The 19,052-nt window shown below is 66.3% G+C and carries 24 protein-coding genes and 1 other RNA gene; 18 read left to right on the forward strand and 7 right to left on the reverse strand.

All coding sequences use genetic code 11. The annotated features are described in order from the left end of the window. Together VL973_RS08495 and VL973_RS08500 are read left to right on the forward strand one after the other, a co-directional pair. Positions 1–666: HAD family acid phosphatase (locus VL973_RS08495; RefSeq protein ID WP_325283594.1), on the forward strand; the 666-nt coding region annotated here is incomplete at its 5' end. Next, complete coding sequence (locus VL973_RS08500) at positions 666–1,328, forward strand: CoA transferase subunit B (protein WP_325283595.1); 663 nt, start codon at positions 666–668, stop codon at positions 1,326–1,328. The genes VL973_RS08495 and VL973_RS08500, both read left to right, overlap by 1 nt. Here VL973_RS08500 and VL973_RS08505 read toward each other — a convergent pair. Both VL973_RS08505 and VL973_RS08510 read right to left on the reverse strand, forming a co-directional pair. Beyond that, positions 1,304–1,804 carry a cupin gene (locus VL973_RS08505; protein ID WP_325283596.1) on the reverse strand — a complete coding sequence of 167 codons (501 nt, stop codon included), beginning with the start codon at positions 1,802–1,804 and terminating at the stop codon, positions 1,304–1,306. The genes VL973_RS08500 and VL973_RS08505 overlap by 25 nt on opposite strands. Positions 1,805–1,836: 32 nt before the next feature. Beyond that, positions 1,837–3,348, reverse strand: coding sequence for a S10 family peptidase (locus VL973_RS08510; RefSeq protein WP_325283597.1), 1,512 nt, complete (start codon positions 3,346–3,348; stop codon positions 1,837–1,839). A 99-nt stretch (positions 3,349–3,447) separates the two neighbouring features. Between VL973_RS08510 and VL973_RS08515 the strand changes: the two genes are divergently transcribed. The 10 genes from VL973_RS08515 (at position 3,448) to VL973_RS08560 (ending at position 12,214) form a co-directional block, all read left to right on the forward strand. Next, positions 3,448–4,404, forward strand: coding sequence for an NAD-dependent epimerase/dehydratase family protein (locus VL973_RS08515; protein ID WP_325283598.1), 957 nt, complete (start codon positions 3,448–3,450; stop codon positions 4,402–4,404). 54 nt (positions 4,405–4,458) lie between these two features. Then, entirely contained in the window at positions 4,459–5,898 is a 1,440-nt protein-coding gene (gene leuC, locus VL973_RS08520; RefSeq protein ID WP_325283599.1) for a 3-isopropylmalate dehydratase large subunit, read from the forward strand. 223 nt (positions 5,899–6,121) lie between these two features. Then, positions 6,122–6,754: a 3-isopropylmalate dehydratase small subunit gene (leuD, locus tag VL973_RS08525; RefSeq protein ID WP_325283600.1), complete on the forward strand. Its 633-nt coding sequence runs from the start codon at positions 6,122–6,124 to the stop codon at positions 6,752–6,754. Then, a complete protein-coding gene (locus VL973_RS08530; RefSeq protein WP_325283601.1) occupies positions 6,717–7,715 on the forward strand; it encodes an NADPH:quinone oxidoreductase family protein in 999 nt (332 codons plus the stop codon). The genes leuD and VL973_RS08530 overlap by 38 nt, the downstream gene beginning before the upstream one ends. Before the next feature lie 81 nt (positions 7,716–7,796). Continuing rightward, positions 7,797–8,120 carry a DUF1476 domain-containing protein gene (locus tag VL973_RS08535; RefSeq protein WP_325283602.1) on the forward strand — a complete coding sequence of 108 codons (324 nt, stop codon included), beginning with the start codon at positions 7,797–7,799 and terminating at the stop codon, positions 8,118–8,120. Positions 8,121–8,123: 3 nt separating this feature from the next. Next, a complete protein-coding gene (locus VL973_RS08540; protein WP_325283603.1) occupies positions 8,124–8,360 on the forward strand; it encodes a BolA family protein in 237 nt (78 codons plus the stop codon). Positions 8,361–8,365: 5 nt separating this feature from the next. Next, positions 8,366–8,698 carry a Grx4 family monothiol glutaredoxin gene (grxD, locus tag VL973_RS08545; RefSeq protein WP_325283604.1) on the forward strand — a complete coding sequence of 111 codons (333 nt, stop codon included), beginning with the start codon at positions 8,366–8,368 and terminating at the stop codon, positions 8,696–8,698. Positions 8,699–8,738: 40 nt separating this feature from the next. Further along, positions 8,739–10,043, forward strand: a complete 1,305-nt coding sequence (locus VL973_RS08550) for a glycosyltransferase (protein ID WP_325283605.1) — start codon at positions 8,739–8,741, stop codon at positions 10,041–10,043. Between the two features lie 249 nt (positions 10,044–10,292). Beyond that, entirely contained in the window at positions 10,293–10,661 is a 369-nt protein-coding gene (locus VL973_RS08555; RefSeq protein WP_325283606.1) for a BlaI/MecI/CopY family transcriptional regulator, read from the forward strand. Continuing rightward, positions 10,658–12,214 (forward strand): M56 family metallopeptidase, encoded by a 1,557-nt coding sequence (locus tag VL973_RS08560; RefSeq protein WP_325283607.1) that lies wholly within the window; start codon positions 10,658–10,660, stop codon positions 12,212–12,214. The genes VL973_RS08555 and VL973_RS08560 overlap by 4 nt, the downstream gene beginning before the upstream one ends. 31 nt (positions 12,215–12,245) lie before the next feature. On the opposite strand, the gene VL973_RS08565 is transcribed toward VL973_RS08560, so the two are convergent. From VL973_RS08565 to VL973_RS08575, 3 genes are read right to left on the reverse strand one after another with little or no spacing between them, the layout of a single operon-like run. Continuing rightward, positions 12,246–12,443, reverse strand: coding sequence for a hypothetical protein (locus VL973_RS08565; RefSeq protein WP_325283608.1), 198 nt, complete (start codon positions 12,441–12,443; stop codon positions 12,246–12,248). Positions 12,444–12,478: 35 nt separating this feature from the next. Further along, positions 12,479–13,618 carry a tRNA guanosine(34) transglycosylase Tgt gene (tgt, locus tag VL973_RS08570; protein WP_325283609.1) on the reverse strand — a complete coding sequence of 380 codons (1,140 nt, stop codon included), beginning with the start codon at positions 13,616–13,618 and terminating at the stop codon, positions 12,479–12,481. A gap of 49 nt (positions 13,619–13,667) precedes the next feature. After that, entirely contained in the window at positions 13,668–14,324 is a 657-nt protein-coding gene (locus VL973_RS08575) for an HAD hydrolase-like protein (RefSeq protein WP_325283610.1), read from the reverse strand. A gap of 402 nt (positions 14,325–14,726) precedes the next feature. On the opposite strand from VL973_RS08575, the gene VL973_RS08580 reads away from it, so the two are divergent. The 4 genes from VL973_RS08580 to VL973_RS08595 all read left to right on the forward strand — a co-directional run bounded on the left by VL973_RS08580 (position 14,727) and on the right by VL973_RS08595 (position 16,643). Further along, complete coding sequence (locus VL973_RS08580) at positions 14,727–15,314, forward strand: NADPH-dependent FMN reductase (protein WP_414712218.1); 588 nt, start codon at positions 14,727–14,729, stop codon at positions 15,312–15,314. Between the two features lie 46 nt (positions 15,315–15,360). Next, positions 15,361–15,729, forward strand: an RNA gene (gene rnpB, locus VL973_RS08585) — RNase P RNA component class A. Positions 15,730–15,787: 58 nt separating this feature from the next. Then, positions 15,788–16,324: a J domain-containing protein gene (locus VL973_RS08590; protein WP_325283612.1), complete on the forward strand. Its 537-nt coding sequence runs from the start codon at positions 15,788–15,790 to the stop codon at positions 16,322–16,324. 4 nt (positions 16,325–16,328) lie between these two features. Further along, positions 16,329–16,643 (forward strand): (2Fe-2S) ferredoxin domain-containing protein, encoded by a 315-nt coding sequence (locus VL973_RS08595; RefSeq protein WP_325283613.1) that lies wholly within the window; start codon positions 16,329–16,331, stop codon positions 16,641–16,643. On the opposite strand, the gene VL973_RS08600 is transcribed toward VL973_RS08595, so the two are convergent. Continuing rightward, positions 16,631–17,515: an SDR family oxidoreductase gene (locus VL973_RS08600; protein WP_325283614.1), complete on the reverse strand. Its 885-nt coding sequence runs from the start codon at positions 17,513–17,515 to the stop codon at positions 16,631–16,633. The two genes, VL973_RS08595 and VL973_RS08600, sit on opposite strands and share 13 nt — an antisense overlap. A 102-nt stretch (positions 17,516–17,617) precedes the next feature. Between VL973_RS08600 and VL973_RS08605 the strand changes: the two genes are divergently transcribed. Together VL973_RS08605 and VL973_RS08610 are read left to right on the forward strand one after the other, a co-directional pair. Then, complete coding sequence (locus VL973_RS08605; protein ID WP_325283617.1) at positions 17,618–18,424, forward strand: helix-turn-helix transcriptional regulator; 807 nt, start codon at positions 17,618–17,620, stop codon at positions 18,422–18,424. Between the two features lie 26 nt (positions 18,425–18,450). Beyond that, a complete protein-coding gene (locus VL973_RS08610) occupies positions 18,451–18,651 on the forward strand; it encodes a hypothetical protein (RefSeq protein ID WP_325283615.1) in 201 nt (66 codons plus the stop codon). A 9-nt stretch (positions 18,652–18,660) separates the two neighbouring features. On the opposite strand, the gene VL973_RS08615 is transcribed toward VL973_RS08610, so the two are convergent. Further along, the gene (locus tag VL973_RS08615) at positions 18,661–19,050 is read right to left on the reverse strand and encodes a SufE family protein (protein ID WP_325283616.1); all 390 of its coding nucleotides are present in this window, start codon (positions 19,048–19,050) and stop codon (positions 18,661–18,663) included. Between the last annotated feature and the right edge of the window lie 2 nt (positions 19,051–19,052).

Consider the following 19,052-nt stretch of genomic DNA (forward strand, 5'->3'; position numbering starts at 1 on the left):
CCCGTGGACAGCGCGGTGCTGGCCGATGGCGCGACACCCGCCGCGCCGCGCTGGACGGCGTGTGGTCCCGGCCCGCGCGCGGTCATCTATGACGTGGATGAGACGGTGCTGCTGAACAGCGGCGCGAATTACGACAGCGCGCGTCGCGGCGATCCGCCGTTCGATCCCGCGCGCTGGAGCGCGTGGGAAGCGGGCGGCGCGAACCATGTCGAGCCGGTGCCGGGCGTCGTGGATGCCATCGCCAAAATCCGCGCGGCGGGCGTGACGGTGATCTTCAATTCCAACCGCAACCGCATCCATGCGGCCCAGACGGCGGCGGCGCTCGCCTCGGTCGGGATCGAGGGCGCGGTGCCGGGACAGACCCTGTTCCTGAAGGGCGATGTCGCGCCGGGGTCGGCCAAGGACCCGCGCCGCGCCGCGATTGCCGGGCGTTATTGCGTCATCGCGATGGCGGGCGACAATCTGGGCGACTTCGCCGATGCCTTTAACGACAAGGCGCTGGCCGTTCAGGCCCGCCGCGCGCTGGCGCAAAACCCCGCCATCGCCGCGAAATGGGGCGCGGGCTGGTTCCTGATCCCCAATCCACTCTACGGCGCCTGGGAGGGCGCTGGTTTTGACGACCTGTTCCCCGCCGACACGCGCTGGACGCCAGAGGAGACCGACTGATGCCCCAGGAAGCAAAGGGCTGGACCCGCGACGAAATGGCCGCCCGCGCCGCCACCGAACTGCGCGACGGTTTCTATGTGAACCTGGGCATCGGCATTCCGACGCTGGTCGCCAATCACATTCCCGACGGGCTGACCGTCACGCTGCAATCCGAAAACGGGATGCTCGGCATCGGCCCCTTTCCCTATGAGGGAGAGGAGGACGCCGACCTCATCAACGCGGGCAAGCAGACGATCAGCGAGTTGCCGCATTCGGCCTATTTCAGCTCGTCGGACAGCTTTGCGATGATCCGGGGCGGCCATATCGACCTGACCGTGCTGGGCGCGATGGAGGTTGCGGAGAATGGCGACATCGCCAACTGGATGATCCCCGGCAAGATGATAAAGGGCATGGGCGGCGCCATGGATCTGGTCGCGGGCGTCAAGAAGATCATCGTCGTGATGGAACATGTCGCCAAGGACGGCAGCCCCAAATTCATCCCCGAATGCACGCTGCCGCTGACGGGCCGGAACGTGGTCGACATGATCGTCACCGATCTGGCCGTGTTCCAGCGTGCCGATCATGACAGCGCGTTCCGCCTGATCGAACTGGCGCCGGGCGTTACGGTGGAAGAAGTCGCCGACAAGACGACGGCGCGTTACGAGGTCGCGTTGGGCGCCTGACCGTCGAACGCTGCGCCCGTCACCGGATCGCGTTTCGGAACGGGCACGGCGGCGATGCGCGCACGGATCGCTTCGTCGGCGGGATCGGTCACAATGTCCCAGTCCTGCCCGGTCGGATAAGCGCCGACAACTGCGAAATCGGCGCTGGCCGACATGCGTTTGTGCCCCGTGCCGGCAGGCAGCATCACCACGTCGCCGCGCGACACGTCGATCGCCTGCCCGCCCGGCCCGCCAATTATCAAGGTCGCCCGACCCGCATAGCAGCCCAGCACTTCGTAGGCGGTCGTGTGATAGTGGTGGTAATCGAACACCCCGTCGCGCCATGCCGGGGGCCAGTCATTGGCCGCGAACAGCGCTTCGAACGCCGATGCGGGATCGGGATCGTTGACTGCGCCGCGATACAGGCGGACCGGCAGGCCGGGATTGTTGGGGATCCCGTCATTTGGGAGCAGGTGGATGCGTTGAAAGGCCGTCATGCCCGTCCGAACGGTCAACCCGCCCCATCGGTTCACCGCGCGCGGATGAAGTCGCGAATATCAGACGACAGCTTCTTCAGATCGTCCTCGCGCACATACATCATGTGCCCGGCCTCATAATATTTCCAGACGATCCGCCCGTCATTGGGAATGCCCGTGCGGTTCAGCGAATATTCGGCCCCGAAAAAGGGTGTGGCGAAGTCGTAATAACCTTGCCCCGCGAACACGCGCAGACCGCTGTTTTCGCGCATCGCCGTGCCGATGAACGGCGCGACGTTCAGATACCCCGATCCGCCACGCGGCCCTTCGCCCAGTTTCCAGTCCCAGTCGCGCACGCCGCCGATCGAGGAATAGGTGAGGTCGGGCGAATATTTCAGCCCCTCGCGCGCCCATTGGTTCATCGCCGCGGTATAGGCGCCGTCGATCGCATAGAAACTGGGGTCGTTGTCCGGCGTTTCCCCGGCATTGTCATAATCGCGCCCCGTATAACGCGTATCCAGCCGTCCGATGACCACGCCACGGTCGCGCAGCAATTCCTTGTAGAACCGCCCAGGCGACAGCCGCAGGTCGGCATTGCGAAGATAGGTCTGGCTGACGCCGGTGAAACGCGACAGCTGGGGCAGGATCGACTGGCGTTCCTGATCGCTCAGCGAATTGCCCTTGAGCAGCGCCGATGCATAGGGACCGATGGCGAAGGCGCGGGCTTCGGCAACGAATGCCTCGACCGTGGCGGGCTTGTCGGCGACCTTGTCATGATACCATGCGGTCGCCGCCATCGACGGCAGGTTGGTGACATAGCCCAGCTCGTTGCCCGGCACATCGGCCGCCTGGCTGAAATCGAGGATCGATGAGATCAGGATGATGCCGTTGATCGACACATCGGTGTAGCTGCCCTCCAGTTCCTTGATGACCGCGGCCGAGCGCGTGGTGCCATAGCTTTCGCCGCCGATGAACTTCGGCGCATTCCAGCGGCCATGCTGGTTCAGCCACAGCCGGATGAACTGCGCCATCGATTTGGCATCCTTGGTGATGCCCCAGTAATCCTTCGGATCGGTCTTGCCGAGCGCGCGGCTGAAACCCGTGCCGACGGGGTCGATGAACACCAGGTCGGTAACGTCGAGCAGCGATTCGGCATTGTCGATGATCGGATAGGGCGGGGCGCCGTCGTCGCGTGCGTCGGATGGGATGACCACCCGCTTGGGGCCGAACGCCCCCATCTGTAGCCACAGCGAACCCGATCCGGGGCCGCCGTTCCACAGGAACGTGACTGGACGGTTCGGGTCGGCCGGCCCTTCCTTGATGTAGCTATACGACGTGATCGAGGCGAGCGGCTTGCCGTCCTTGTCCTTCAGGTAAGTGTCGCCCGCAATCGCGCGGTAGGCGATGCGCGTGCCGCCGAACGTGCCGCTGTGTCGCGTTTCCGACACGACGGGTTCGGGGATGGCGGGTGCTTCTGCCGCCGGGTCGGCGGGCTTTTCCTGTGCCGCGGCAGGCAGGGCAAGCGAGAGCGCGCACAGGCAGGCAGCAAGCGAACGAAGCGACATTGGTGATTTCCCCTTTTGGCGCGGAACTCTACCGCTCCGGCCCGCGCCCGCAAGCACATGCTTTTGCGAACGCGCCATAATCCGCCTAGGGGCAGCGTCATGCGTATCCTGTTGACCGGTTCGTCGGGGTGGCTCGGCCGCCACCTTGCCCCCATGCTGCGCGGCGCGGGGCATGTCGTCACCGGTCTCGACGTGGCGCCCGGCGCCGAGACGCAAGTGATCGGCAGCGTCGCCGATCGCACGATTATCTACCGCACGTTCGCCGATCGTGGGATCGAAGCGGTGATCCATGCGGCCGCGCTGCACAAGCCCGACATCGCGCGATACGACGCGCAGGCGTTCATCGATGTGAATGTCACGGGCACGCTGAACCTGCTGGAAGCGGCGCGGATGGCGGGGCACGAACGTTTCGTTTTCACCTCCACCACGTCGCTGATGATCTCGCAGGCGGTGCGGGATGAAGCGGGCGCGGAGGCGGTGTGGCTGGACGAGGCATTCGGCCCAATCGCGCCGCGCAACATCTATGGTGTGACCAAATTGGCCGCCGAACAGCTCTGCCGCCTGTTCCGTTCCGAATACGGGCTGGCAAGCATCGTGCTTCGCACCGCCCGCTTCTTTCCCGAAGAGGACGATACGCACCGTGACCTGTCGGGCGAAAACATGAAGGCGAACGAGTTCCTGCACCGCCGCCTGACCGTGGAAGATGCCGCTGCCGCGCATCTGGCCGCGCTGGATCGCGCGCCGGATATCGGGTTCGGCACCTATATCGTCAGCGCACCGACGCCGTTCGACCGGCGCGACGCGCGCGCGCTGCGCCAGAATGCCGCTGCCGTAATCGCGCGGCGCTTTCCCCAGGCGGCTGCGCTCTATGCCGCGCGCGGCTGGAAACTGCCCGAGCGGATCGGCCGCGTTTACGATGCGCGCGCGATCGAGCAGGCGCTGGGTTTTCGCTGTCGAACTGACTTCGCCGCCATCCTGGGGGCGCTGGCCGATGACGCCCCGATCCCCTTCGCCCACGATGCCGATTATCAGTCGCCGAAGGAATTGCGACGTTAGAAAATTACTCGCCGACTTGCGCCAGCGACCGAAAAGGTTAAGTGCGCGCGGATCATGGCTAGCAAACCCCTGACGCTTTACGAAAAGATCTGGGCCGATCACGTCGTCGAACGGCGCGATGACGGCACCTGCCTCATCTATATCGACCGACACCTGGTGCACGAAGTCACCAGTCCACAGGCGTTTGGCGGGCTGCGGGCGGCCGGCCGCGCAGTGCGCCGTCCCGAACTGACGCTGGCGGTGCCCGACCATAATCTGCCGACGACGCCGCGCGTCGGGGCCGATGGCCGCCGCCTGCCGATCGCCGATCCGCAAAGCGCGCAGCAGCTCGACGCGCTGGAGCGCAACACCGCCGATTTCGGCATCCGCTACATCGGCGCGACCGACGCCGAACAGGGTATCGTCCATGTCGTCGGGCCGGAGCAGGGCTTTACGCTGCCCGGCACGACGCTGGTTTGCGGTGACAGCCATACCTCTGCCCATGGCGCGCTGGGCGCATTGGCGTTCGGCATCGGCACCAGCGAGGTGGAGCATGTGCTGGCGACGCAGACGCTGTTGCTCCAGCAATCGAAGACGATGGAAGTGCGCGTCGACGGGACGCTGGGCTTTGGCGTGTCGGCCAAGGACGTGATCCTGGCGATCATTGGCCGCATCGGCGCGGCGGGCGGCACCGGCCATATCATCGAATATACCGGCGACGTTATTCGCGCGCTGTCGGTCGAAGGGCGGCTGACGATCAGCAACATGTCGATCGAGGGCGGTGCGCGCGCCGGGCTGATTGCGCCGGACGAGACGACCTATGCCTATCTGAAGGGGCGTCCGATGGCGCCTGCGGGCGAGGATTGGGACCGGGCGGTCGCCTATTGGCGGACGCTGCCAACCGATGCGGGCGCGACCTATGACAAGCGCGTGGTGCTCGACGGGACCGACATCGCGCCGTCGCTGACCTGGGGCACCAGCCCTGAGGATGTGGTGCCGATCACCGGCGTCGTGCCCGAACCCGACAGTTTCACCGACCCCTCGAAGCAGGCGGCGGCGCGCAAGTCATTGGAGTATATGGGCCTGACGCCGGGGACGCGGATGCAGGACGTGGCCGTCGAACATGTGTTCATCGGCAGTTGCACCAACAGCCGGATCGAGGATCTGCGCGCCGCCGCCGCCGTGGTGCAGGGCCGCCATGTCGCCGACCGTATTCGGCAGGCGCTGATCGTCCCCGGATCGGGGCTGGTCAAGCGTCAGGCGGAGGCAGAGGGGCTGGACCGCATCTTTACCGACGCGGGCTTTGAATGGCGCGAACCGGGCTGTTCGATGTGCCTGGCGATGAACCCCGACAAAGTGCCGCCGGGTGAACGTTGTGCTTCCACTTCGAATCGCAATTTTGTAGGGCGTCAGGGACCGGGTGCGCGAACGCATCTGGTTTCGCCCGCCATGGCGGCGGCGGCGGCGGTCACGGGACGGTTGACCGACGTGCGCGAACTGGTAACGGGCAAATGAGAGCCGGGGACACACCCGGAAGGGGTCGGGGTTATGCGTCGAGTGATGATTTTGCTGGTCACGGGAACCGTGCTGAGCGGCCTGGCGGCTGCCTATGCCGCGTCGGCGACGTCGCGCCCGGAAAGCGTCCAGGTCAGCGCCAGCCGCTGACGCGTGCCGCCCGCCGGGTTCGGACGCGCTCGCTGCGGCCGATCGTCCTTTCGTCCGGTGGGGGAGCCAGAACATGCAAGCCGTGACCCGTGTCGAGGGCCGCGCCTATCCCTTTGGCGCCAAGAATATCGACACCGACATCATCATTCCGGCCCACTGGCTGAAAACCGTGACGCGCGAAGGGCTGGGCAAGGGCGCGTTCGAGGCGTTGCGGCGAGAGCCGGGCAATGTGTTCGACGATCCTGATTATGCGGGCAGCCCGATCCTGATCGCCGGCGAAAACTTCGGATGCGGCTCCAGCCGTGAACATGCCGCCTGGGCACTGGGCGACATGGGCGTGCAGGCGGTGCTGGCGCCAAGCTATTCCGACATTTTCTCCGGCAATGCGGTCAAGAACGGCATTGTCCCCGTCGTGCTTCCGCAGGCGGCGATCGACCGCCTGATCGAAGTCGCGCGGCAGGGTGTCGAGATCAGCGTCGATCTTGAAAACATGACGGTGACGACGCCGTTTCAGGACCGCTTGCCCTTCGACATGGACCCGTTTCGTCGACAATGCCTGATGGAAGGGCTGGACGAGATCGGCATCACACTGGCAAAAGATACCGCGATTTCGAATTTCGAGGCGGCCGTTGGACAGAGCCGCCCGTGGATCGCGGGAGGAGGCCGGAATGAAGGCGTTGTTGTCGAGGACGCCGGGCGGACCTGAAACTCTGGAACTGGCCGACCTGCCCGATCCGTCGCCGGGTGCGGGGCAGGTGATTATCGCCGTTCGCGCCTGTGCGATCAACTATCCCGACGTGTTGATTATCGAGGACCGGTATCAGTTCAAACCGCCGCGTCCCTTTGCGCCCGGTGGCGAGATCGCCGGGGTTGTCGATGCGGTGGGAGAGGGCGTGACCGGCTGGTCGGTCGGCGACCGGGTAATCGCCGTGATCGGCCATGGCGGGCTGGCCGGGCGCGTGGTGGTCGACGCTGCGCGGCTGAACCGGTTGCCCGATGGTCGCGATTTTGCCGAAGGTGCTGCGCTGCTGCTCACCTATGCCACCACCATCCATGCGCTGACCGATCGCGGGCGGCTGGCAGCGGGCCAGACCCTGCTGGTGCTGGGCGCGGCGGGCGGCGTCGGGCTGGCCGCGATCGAGCTGGGCAAGGCGATGGGCGCGCGGGTGATCGGCGCGGTTTCGTCGGAGGAAAAGGCCGTCGCCGTGCGGGACGCGGGCGCCGATGCCGTCATCGTCTATCCACGCGGTCCGTTCGACAAGGACGCCTCGCGCGCGCTGGCCGATCAGTTCAAGGCGGCGGTCGGGCCGCGCGGTGCCGATGTCGTCTATGACCCGGTGGGCGGCGATTATGCCGAACCGGCGCTGCGTGCGATCGGATGGGAGGGGCGTTATCTGGTCGTCGGCTTCCCCGCCGGCATCCCGCGCCTGCCACTCAACCTGACGTTGCTGAAAAGCTGCGACGTGTGCGGCGTATTTTGGGGCGCGTTCGCCGCGCGCGATCCGGCGGCGAACGCGGCGCACGTCGCGCGGCTGTTCGACCTGTGGGCCGATGGCCGTATCGCGCCGCGCGTCACCCGGCGCTATCCGCTGACGAGAGGCGGCGATGCGATTGCCGCGCTGGCGAGCCGCGAGGTCGTCGGAAAGGTCGTGGTCGATATCGGCTGAACCGTGCCGCCCGTTGCGCGGGCGTGACCGCCCCCCTATCTCGCTTCCCGAGAAACGACACATGAAGGGGGCCGGGACCAAATGACCATGTTCGACGATCGGGAACGGGCGTTCGAGGCGAAATATGCCCGTGACGAGGAAATTGCGTTTCGCGTGATCGCGCGCCGCAACCGGTTGCTCGGACAATGGGCCGCTGGCCTGATGAAGCTGACTCCCGAAGAGACCGAGGCTTATGCCAAGGCCGTTGTGCAGGCCGATTTCGAGGAAACCGGCGACGACGATGTGGTTCGCAAGCTGTATGGCGATCTGATCGCTGCCAATGTCGAAATCGACGAAGCGACGGTGCGTAAGGCGATGGACGCACAGATGACCGAGGCGCGCCGCCAGTTGATCGAGGCGCCCTGACCCATGCCGATGGCCGCCGAAGAGATCGAAACCCTGATCCGCGCCGAACTGCCCGACGCGGAAGTGACGATCACCGACCTCGCTGGCGACGGCGATCATTATTCGGCGCATGTCGTGTCGGCCCGGTTCGCGGGCATGACCCGCGTGAAGCAGCACCAGGCCGTTTATGCGGCGCTGGGTGGTCGCATGGGGGGCGTGCTGCACGCGCTTCAACTCACCACCGCCGCACCCAAGGAGTAATTGCTATGACCGACGATGTGCACAACCGCATCCGCGAGATCGTCGATGCCAATAATGTGGTGTTGTTCATGAAGGGCAGCCCCTTGTTCCCGCAATGCGGCTTTTCCAGCCGCGCGGTGGCGATCCTGAATCATCTGAACAGCGAGTTCGCGAGCGTCGACGTGCTTCAGGATCAAGGCATCCGCCAGGGCATCAAGGCATTCAGCGACTGGCCCACCATCCCGCAGCTTTATGTGAGGGGCGAGTTCGTCGGCGGCTCCGACATCATGATGGAAATGTATGAGTCGGGTGAATTGCAGACATTGTTGAACGAAACCGGCGCCGCGCAGCAGGCCTGATCGGCCGAGTCGGTTATTGAAACAAGGATAGGGGGCGCCGATGCTCCAGACGACCAGCGCCGCGTTGCCGGCGGGGGAACGGTTGCGCGCGGGCGCGCCGCTGATCCTGTGCGACCTGACGCAGAGCTATTCTCCCGCCGGGGGCGGTGGCATCAGCACCTATCTGCGCGAGAAGCGCGATTATGTGCTGCGTGAAACGCCGCATCACCTGATCCAGATCGTGCCCGGTCCCGAGGATCGGGTGACGGTCGACGGGCGGCATGTATTTTGCGAGGTCGGCGCCGATCCGGTTCGGGGCAGCCCCAATTATCGCTTCATCCTGCGGACGCGCGTGGTGCGCGACCTGCTGGCGCAATATCGGCCCGACATCATCGAATCGCTGTGTCCCTGGGTGCTGCCCTGGACCGCGATCCGGCACCGCCGGGCGTTTCCCGATACCGCGCTGGTTGCGGGGTATCGGACCGATTTCCCCAACGCGCATGTCTATCGCGTCGCATCGGAGAAGTTCGGCGAAACGCTAGGGCGCGGGTTCCGGTGGCTGTCCTATGGCTATGCCGAAATCACCTATCGCGAGTTCGACTGGGTTTACACGCTGAGCGAAGCGGCGCGGGTGCCGCTCGCCCGGCGCGGTATCCGTCAAACATCGTCGCTGCCGCTGGGTGTCGACACCACGCTGTTCAATCCGGCACGTCGGGACGCCGGCTATCGCGCCGAACTGGGCCTGCCGCCGGGCGAGGGGCCGCTGCTGGCCTATGCCGGGCGGATCGACAATGAAAAGCGCGCCGACCGGCTGGTCCAAATGTTCCGCCGCCTGCCATCCGACATGGACGCCGCGATGGTGCTGATCGGCGATGGCAAGCTGCGCGCGCCGTTGATGCAGGCTGCCAGCGGGCTGCCCATCGCGTTTCCGGGGTTCGAAAAGGATCGCGCCGAACTGGCCCGCGCGCTGGCATCGTCGGACATCTATGTCTCGGCGATGGCGGATGAAACGTTCGGCGTGTCGGTGCTGGAGGCGCAGGCATCGGGCCTGCCGGTGGTCGGCGTCAGCGGGGGGGCGATGCCCGATCGCGTGCCGGACGGATTGGGTCTGTTGGGACCGGTCGATGATATCGATGCGATGGCGCGCAATGTCATCGCGCTATGGGCTGGTGATGCGCGCGCGATGGGCGATGCCGCACGCACGATGGTTGCCGCGCGCTATGGTTGGACGCGCACGTTCGAGCGGCTGTTCGCTGAAATCTATCCGAATGCGCTGGCGGTCAGCGCCGACCGGATCCAGCGACGCCGCGCGAATCGGTTCGCATCGGGGCGTCCGATGCTGCCTGCGGGACATGTCGCGGTTTGATCTTCCGGGTCGGGCGGGTCGCCGGGGGTTGGCGACCCGCCCTGTTTGAAGCGTCGGACCAGACGCTCATCGGAACGCCGATCACTTTGCACTGCTCGTGCCAATCGCGCTGAATGGGCCTGTTTTGGTGCAGTTCGGAGGTTAACGACGCCGGGTTCACGCAATCGACTGTAAAGCATTCCGACGATAGCCAAGCGCTATTGACTACAGCCGTAATCGTTGAGATTACAGGCGTGATCGGAGGGTGATATGGCCGAGCGAATCAGTGATGCCGAACATGCCGTCATGGAAGTGCTGTGGGACGAAAGTCCGCTGACGGCGCAGGAAGTGGCGGAGCGGATCCCGCCCAGTCGCGACTGGAGCGTCAACACCGTAAAGACATTGCTGGGACGCCTGCTGGGCAAGCAGATCATCGCGCATGAAGAGGATGGTCGCCGCTATCGCTACCACCCGCTGGTCGCGCGTGAGGATTATGTGTCGGGCGAGTCGCGAAAGCTGATCGACCGGCTGTTCGGCGGACGCCTGACGCCGCTGGTCGCGCATTTGGCCGAACGCGACGCGCTGAGCCAGGACGACATTGCCGAGATCGAGGCATTGCTGCGGGAGTTGAAGCAATGATCGCATGGGCCATCGAAACGCTGGTCGCATCCACGCTGCTGATGCTGATCGTGCTGGTGGTGCGCGCGCCGGTGCGCCGCGCGGTGGGACCGCAGATCGCCTATGCGCTGTGGTCGCTGCCGGTGCTGAGAATGTTGTTGCCGCCGCTGCCGGAGGCCTGGCGCGGACAGGCGCTGCCGACGCTGCCGCTGCCCGAAGACATTACGGTCTATCTGGGCGATCCCGTTGCCGTATTGCCGGTGTCGCCCGATCAGGGGATGGGCTGGCCGGCGATGCTGCTGACACTGTGGGCGATCGGTGCGGTCGTTTTCGCCGCGTGGCACATGTTCACCTATGCCCGGTTCTGCGCGCGGCTTCATGCCGGTGCGCGGTCACGCGTCCGACTGGCATCGGGCCGGGTGACGATGATCGAAAGCAGCGCCGCTGCGGGGCCGCTGGCATTCGGCGTGCAGCGCAAATATGTTGCTTTCCCGGTCGATTTCGCCGAGCGTTATGACGATCTGGAGCGCGATCTGGCGCTGGCGCACGAACTGGGCCACCATGCGCGCGGCGACCTGCTTGCCAACTGGGTGGCGCTGGGCATGCTGGCGCTGCACTGGTTCAATCCGGTCGCATGGCGCGCATTCCGCGCGTTTCGCGCCGATCAGGAAATGGCGTGCGATGCGCTGGTGCTCAGCGGTCGACAGCCGACGCTGCGCCACGCTTATGGCCGTGCGATCGTGAAAAGCGCGCAGGGCGGCGCGCTGTCCGCCGCGTGCCACCTGCACACCGTCAACGAGATTAAGGGTCGGCTGCGGATGCTCACGCGTCACGAACGCCCCTCGCGCGTGCGGCGCGGGGCGGGGGTGGCCGGGATCGCGGCGATGACGCTCGGTGCGCTGGCGCTGACGGCATCGGGCACACGCGCGGCCGAAACGATGAAGGAGCGGGTCGCGGATCACACCGGCATCGCGATCGACGCGATCGAGATGCCTGCCCTGCCGCAAATCGCCTCGCTGGCGCCGCCTGAACCCCCTGCACCGCCTGCGCCGGCGATCGATACCGCCGCGATCGAGCGCGTGACCGCCGACGCGCAACGCCTGGCCGCCGAAGCCGAACGCACGGTCGCCGCGGCGCAGGTGCCGCTGGTCCAGACCCGGCGCTGCGGGGGCGACGGGCCAGTCAGCATCGTAACGCGCGCCGACGATACCGACCGGGTCGCCACCGCGACCATTTGCAGCGACCGCATCGATCGCCATGTGGCAGCCGCCGAACGGCACGCCGCTGATGCCGAGCGCCGGGCGGATCGCATCGAACAGCAGAGCGCGATTGCCGAACGCCGCGCCGAATGGGTTCGCCACCGTGCCGAGGCGAGGACGGCGATGGCGCTGAACATGCGCCACGTCGCGGTGGCATCGGCGATTGACGGCGTTGCCGTCGCGCGCGTGTCGATCCGCGGCGCTCGTGCGGCGATCGAGCGCAATCCGATGATAAGCGACGCCCAGCGCCAGCACGTGCTGGCGGGGCTGGACGAAGCGCTGCGTGAGGTGGAAGCGAAAGCGGTGGTCGAATAAGGGGGCGGGCCGCGTTCTTCGGCCCACGGCCTCAGTCGCGCTTGCGGGTATAGATCAATGCCGCCGCCAGCGCCGCCGAACCGATGCCGATGCCCGCAACGGTCGCGATCGGCCAGCGCTTGCCCTCGGTCGCCGGCGGGGGATTCGCGTCGGTTGCCGACCGGCGGCCCCTGGCATCCTTGGCGGCGGCCATGATCTCGTTGTCTACGGGCGTATCGGTGTCAGCCATCGTTCTTTTTCCCTCTCTCCTGATGCCTCAACGCATCACGCCGCCGCGCGCTCCCCGGCGTAATCGCGGCGGAAATCATTGGCGAAGCCGGCCAGCGTGCCCGCGCCGATCGCCGCGCGCAGATCGGCCATCAGCGACTGATAGAACCACAGATTATGCTCGGTCATCAGCATCGCGCCCAGAATTTCGCCCGCGCGGACCAGATGGTGCAGATAGGCGCGGCTGAACTGACCGCAGACGGGGCAAGGGCAACGCGGATCGAGCGGTCCCTGATCCTCGGCAAAGCGGGCATTGCGGATGTTGATCGGGCCTTGGCGCGTAAATGCCTGCCCGGTGCGGCCCGACCGGGTCGGCAACACGCAGTCGAACATGTCGATGCCACGTTCGACCGCGCCGACGATATCGTCCGGCTTGCCGACACCCATCAGATAACGCGGCCTGGCGGGGTCGAGCTGATCCGGTGCGTAGTCGAGCACGCCGAACATCGCCTCCTGCCCCTCGCCGACGGCAAGGCCGCCGACGGCATAGCCGTCGAATCCGATGTCCTTCAGCGCGTCGGCGGATGATTTTCGCAGGCCTTCGTCCAGCGCGCCCTGCTGGATGCCGAACAGCGCCGCCCCCTCGGCATGAACGCCGCCCGCGTCGAACGCATCGCGGCTGCGGCGCGCCCAGCGCATCGATCGTTCCATGGCGGCGGCCTGTATCTCCCGCGTCGCGGTGGTCGGCACAAGTTCGTCGAACGCCATGACGATGTCGCTGCCCAGCAGGCGCTGGATCTCCATCGATCGTTCGGGGCTTATCAGATGGCGCGATCCGTCGAGATGGCTCTTGAACGCCACGCCCTCCTCGCTGCGCTTGGTCAGCTCCGCCAGGCTCATCACCTGATAGCCGCCCGAATCGGTCAGGATCGGGCGATCCCAGCCCATGAAGCCGTGCAGCCCGCCCAGCCGGTCCACCCGCTCCGCCGTCGGGCGCAGCATCAGGTGATAGGTGTTGCCCAGCAGGATGTCGGCGCCGGTGGCGCGCACGTCCGACGGCTTCATCGCCTTGACCGTGGCGGCGGTGCCCACCGGCATGAAGGCGGGCGTGCGGATGGTGCCGCGACGCATCGCGATCTCACCAAGGCGCGCACGGCCATCGGTGGCATGGACGGTAAAGGCGAAGCGGGGTGGCATGGGGCAGGCTCAATGCCGTGTCGGCGCGCCCTTGCCAAGCGGTCAGGCGCTATTGCCCACCCAGCAACAGGTCGGTGACGGCGCACGGGCTGGCAAAGCTGATGTCGGGTGCCAGCGCCGACAGCGCGCTGGGATGGGCATAACCCCATCCGACTGCGCCCGCGCGGATGCCGCATCGGCGTGCCGCCTCGATATCGCGGGTTTCATCCCCGATCGCCAGCACTTCGCTCGCTTCCACGCCCGCGCGGCGCAGCACCCGGCGAAAACGCGGCGCCTTGCCATAGAGCGACGACGCGCATTCCCAGATGGCGATGCGGCGCGCATTTTCCTCACCCAATATGCGGCGCGCATTGATTTCCGCGTTCGAGCTGACCAGCGCCAGCTTGATGCCCGCATGGTCGAGCGCGGCGAGCATGTCGGTCACGCCGTCGAACAGCGATACCTCGTGCGTATGAAGCGCGAACAGCGTGCGGGTGTAGCGCGCGATGAAGGGCAGTTTCCACGCCGGAATGCCCAGATGGCGCACCACTTCGCGCGTCGGCCAGCCGCGCAGCGTCTCGACCTCATGCGGCTCGACCGTTCGAAACCGGTAGCGTTGGGCGAGGTGATCGAGGATGCCGAGGAACCATTCGCCACTGTCCGACAGGGTGCCGTCAAAATCGAAGATGACGAGGCGGACCGGCGCTGGCGATGGAGTGTCTGACACCGCGCAAGGTTTGGCGGAGCCGTCGCGCCGGCGCAAGCGGCACGAGGGCGTGGAGAATCGTAAAAATTGCCGTGCATTACAAGACTTGTTCTGCGGCCCCGGATGATTCACACACCTGTCCGTGGCCCTGGCCACACTCGTTCTTCAACAGCGAAAGGAGGTGATCCGATGTCTCATGGTTCAGCAAAGAGGTCGGTTCAGTTCGTTCGGGAGACGCGCCGCTAATCTTCTGTCGGCGTGAAGGCGGGGAATATCCTTTCCCAATCAACGCTTTCATCCGCCGCAGATGCGCGGCCCGCATGGTCTCCCCGCGTCGGACACTCCGGCCGCTGACCATGTCGGAGGCTGTCGATCCCCCAAGGGTGGGGGGTCGGCAGCCTCTTTCATTTCTGGAGAAGCGTGATGGCGCGATTGCTGGTGTTCTATGGCTCGTATCGCCGCGACCGGATGGGCATCCGCCTGGCCGATTATCTGGTCGCGTCGCTGAGCGCGCGCGGCCATGATGTCGAGCTGGTCGACGCAAAGGCCATCGGCCTGCCGATGCTGGACCGCATGTTCAAGGAATACGCCCCCGGCGAAGCGCCGCCCGCCATGACCGAACTGGCGGCGAAGATCGAGGGTGCGGACGGGTTTGTGTTCGTCACCGGCGAATATAATTGGGGGATGCAGCCGGGCCTGAAGAACCTGACCGATCATTTTCTTGAGCAATGGTATTGGCGGCCGGCGGCAATCGCCAGCTATTCGGCGGGGCGTCTGGCCGGCGTCCGCGCGGCGACGGCGTGGCATGGCACGCTGTCGGAAATGGGCATGGTGGTCGTGTCCTCCACGCTGTCGGTCGGACAGATCGGCGCGGCGCTGGACGGTGATGCCGCGCCGATCGGCGATGGCGGCGCAGCGCTCGAGCGCGCCTTTCCGCGCTTCGCCGCCGATCTCGAATGGTGGGCGGATGCCGCCGCCGCACAGCGTGCGAAGGTCGATCCGCCCTATTGATATGACCGCTGGCGCTGTGCCGCACGCGCCCCTATAGCCGCCGACGCCAGAGGGCTGGGCGGCCGCGGGCGGGGGCGACCCCGCGCGAGGAAAGTCCGGGCTTCACGAGACAGCGGTGCCGGGTAACGCCCGGCGGGGGCGACCCCAGGGAAAGTGCCACAGAGAGCAGACGGCGACGGTTTCGACCACGCCACGGTGAAAGGGTGCGGCAAGAGCGCACCGCGCGCCCGGCAACGGGGGCGGCACGGCAAACCCCACCGGGAGCAAGATCGAATAGGGGTGGCGCATGGGCCTTGTCTCGGCCCGTCACCCGGGTTGATTGCTTGAGCGCGTCGGCAACGCCGCGCCTAGAGGAATGGTCGCACAGTCCCGTTCGCGGGATGGACAGAACCCGGCTTACAGGCCCTCTGGCACTTTCGCGCGATGCCGCTTCGCCTTGCGCGCCACGGCGTTCCCCCTATGTGCAACGGGCGATGGCAAAGGCGACACGATCCAACGACTGGGGCTTTCCCCGCTGGCGCGGTTACGAGGCCGAGCGCGGGGCGCAGAAGGTGCGCCTGTGCGACCGCCATGGATGTGACGCGCCCGGCAATTGCCCCGCGCCCAAATCGCCCAACAGCCCGGAACGCTGGTATTTCTGCGAAACCCATGCCGCCGAATATAACAAGGGCTGGGATTATTTTGCCGGCCTGTCGGCGGAGGAAGCGGCCAAACGCGAATCGGACGAACGGCGTGATGCGTCGGGTTATGCCGAATCGCGGCACAATGCGTGGGCGGGGCCGGGCGACGGCACGCGGTCACGTGACGAGATGCGCGCGCTCGACGTGCTCGAACTCGACGCCGATGCCGATTTTGACGCGATGCGCGCCGCGTGGCGGCGGCTCGCCAAGGCCAATCATCCCGATTTTCGTCCCGGCGACGAGGAAGCCGCCGACCGTTTCCGCGCGGTTCAGGCTGCATGGGACGTGCTGCGCGCCGCCGAGGAACGCCGGCAGTGGAAACCCGCCTGACCCCATGAAGCACGAGGTCCGCTCCAACTGGGATCAGGCGGTTCTGGTCTGCGCCAAATGTTCAAAGCGCGTGGGTGGCGGCTTCGGCGACAAGGGCAAAACGCCGCTGGCCAAGGCGCTTCGCAGACATCTGGACCTGAAAAAGGGGCGCAAGGGCGCGGCGGGCGTGGTCGAGGTGCGATGCCTGGGCATCTGCCCCCGCGGCGCCGTGGTGGTGGTCAACGGCGCCGCGTCACGGGTCTGGCATCTGGTCCAGCCCGGTGCCGACCTGAACGAAGTGGCGGCCGGTGTCGGGCTGGCGCCAACTCAGTCGAAATAGCCCGCGCGCGCGATATCCTCGATCAGGCCGGGGCCTTGCGGCATCCAGTTCAGCCGTTGACGCGTGCGTTCGCTGCTGGCGGCGAAATCGCTGGCGGCAAAGGCCGCGAACCAGCCGAAATGATCGGCAGCGGTCTCTGGCGGGACGGACTGAACCGGCAGGTTGAGACCTGCGCCGATGGCCACCGCGATATCGCGCATCGCCACGCCCGTTTCCGCATGGGCGTGATAGCGACTACCGGCCGCATCATCCTCGATCGCCAGCCGGAACAACATGCCCGCATCGGCGCGGTGCACCGCCGACCAGCGATTCGCGCCGTCGCCGATAAAGGCCGAAACGCCGCGCCTGCGCGCGATGTCGATCAGGATCGGGACGAATGCATGGTCGCCCGCGCCGTGCACCGATGGCGGCAGTCGCACCGCGCCCGCCCGAATGCCGCGCGCGATCAGGTCGGCGACCGCACGCTCTGATGCACGCGGATAGGCGTCGTGCGGTTGTGCGGCGACGTCGTCCTCGGTCGCGATCCGGCCCAGCACCGGGGTTCCCGACGTGACGAGCAGGGGCTTGTCGGTTCCCTCCAGCGCGTCGCCCAGCATGGCGATGGTGGCACGGTCCAGCGCGCAGACTTCGGCGAAGCGAGCGAAATCATGGATCATGCCGGTGTGGATCACGGCATCCGCAGCCTCGACCCCGGCACCAAGCCCATCGGGCAGCGTCAGTTCCCCCCGCTGAACCGCCGCGCCCTTTTCGGTCAATTGGGCGGCGGCGGCATCGGATCGGGCGAGGCCGATGACCTCGTGACCGCCCGCCAGCAGCGCATCGACAACGGCCGCGCCGACAAAACCCGTGGCGCCCGTGACAAATATCTTCATTTCCCGGCCTCTTGTTGGTTGAGGCCCGCAGATCGGCTATGCCGTCAGCCTGTTAAAGCCGGGGCTTTATCCCGGTATAACGACCAACAGGCTCGGTTGACGATGGCACAAGGCGCGCTTGGCGATTTCCTGAAGAACCGGCGCGGGCGCATCGACGCGGCGGCGCTGGGCTTTTCCGGGCGCCGTCGAACGCCCGGATTGCGGCGGGAGGAAGTCGCCCAACGCGCAAATATCAGCGCGACCTGGTATACCTGGCTCGAACAGGGGCGGGGCGGGGCGCCGTCGGCGCGGGTGCTCGACAGCCTGGCGACCGCGCTGATGCTGACCGATGTGGAGCGCGAGCATCTGTTTCTGGTCGCGATCGGACAGCGGCCGATGGAGCGACGCGCCGAGCGGGATGCAGTATCGCCACGCCTGCAACGGCTGCTCGACGCGTTCGGCGACCTGCCCGCCACCATCAAGACGGCGACGTGGGACGTGGTGGCGTGGAACCGGGCAGCGACGGTCTGCCTTGCGGACTATGCGTCGCTGGCCCCCAGCGACCGGAACGTGGTGCGGCGTCTGTTCCTCGACCCACAGGTGCGGGCAATGCAGGCGGATTGGCAGGATGTGGCGCGCTATGTCGTCGCCAGCCTGCGCGCTGACAGCGTCCGTGCGGGCGCGGCGGATGAGGTGGCGGCGCTGGTTGCCGAAATGAGCGCCGCCAGCGCGGATTTCGCCGCGATGTGGCAGGACCGTGACGTGCGCGACATGCGTGGCGGCATCAAGCGGCTGATCCACCCGGTCGCCGGGCCGATCGGGTTTGAATATTCGACCTTTCCCGTCGATGGCCGTCCCGATTTGCAGATGATGCTGTTCAATCCGGCGACCGATGCGGACCGCGCGAGGATCGCGGCGCTGTTGCGCTGAGTGCGCGGCCTTTCTAACCGGCGGCGATGGGAATCATCGCGACGATCATGAACACGACCACCGGCCAGCCGATCCAGAAGATGAGCTTTGGCCGGATGCCCAAGCCATGGGCTTCCTTCACGCTGGAAACGGGCGAACTGGTCAAGGCCGACCGGGTGGAAGTCGGCAAGCCGGCACCGGGCAAGGCGGTGACGCCGGTGTTCGTCTGGGTCACGCCAAAGAGCTGACCCGGACGCTCACGCCGCCTGACGGGCCGCCGTTTCGCGGATCAGCGCGATCATGTTGGGAATGCCCTGCGTCCGGTTCGAGCTGAGCTGGTTCTTCAGGTCGAAGGGCGCCAAAGCCGCTTCGATATCGGTTGCCAGAATGTCAGCGGGGCGTTTGTCCTGAACGGTAAGCAGGACCAGCGCGATAATGCCCTTGGTGATCGCGGCGTTGCTGTCGGCCAGGAAATGCAGCGCCCCGTCCGGCGTCTGTGTGGGATAGACCCAGACCGATGCGGAACAGCCGCGTACCAACGTCGCATCGGTCTTGAGCGCATCGGGCATCGGCTCCAGCGAGCGGCCAAGGTCGATCAGCAGGCGATAGCGATCGTCGGCTTCGAGGAACTCATATTCGTCGGCAATCT

This window comes from Sphingomonas sp., assembly GCF_035490575.1.
Taxonomy (GTDB): domain Bacteria; phylum Pseudomonadota; class Alphaproteobacteria; order Sphingomonadales; family Sphingomonadaceae; genus Sphingomonas.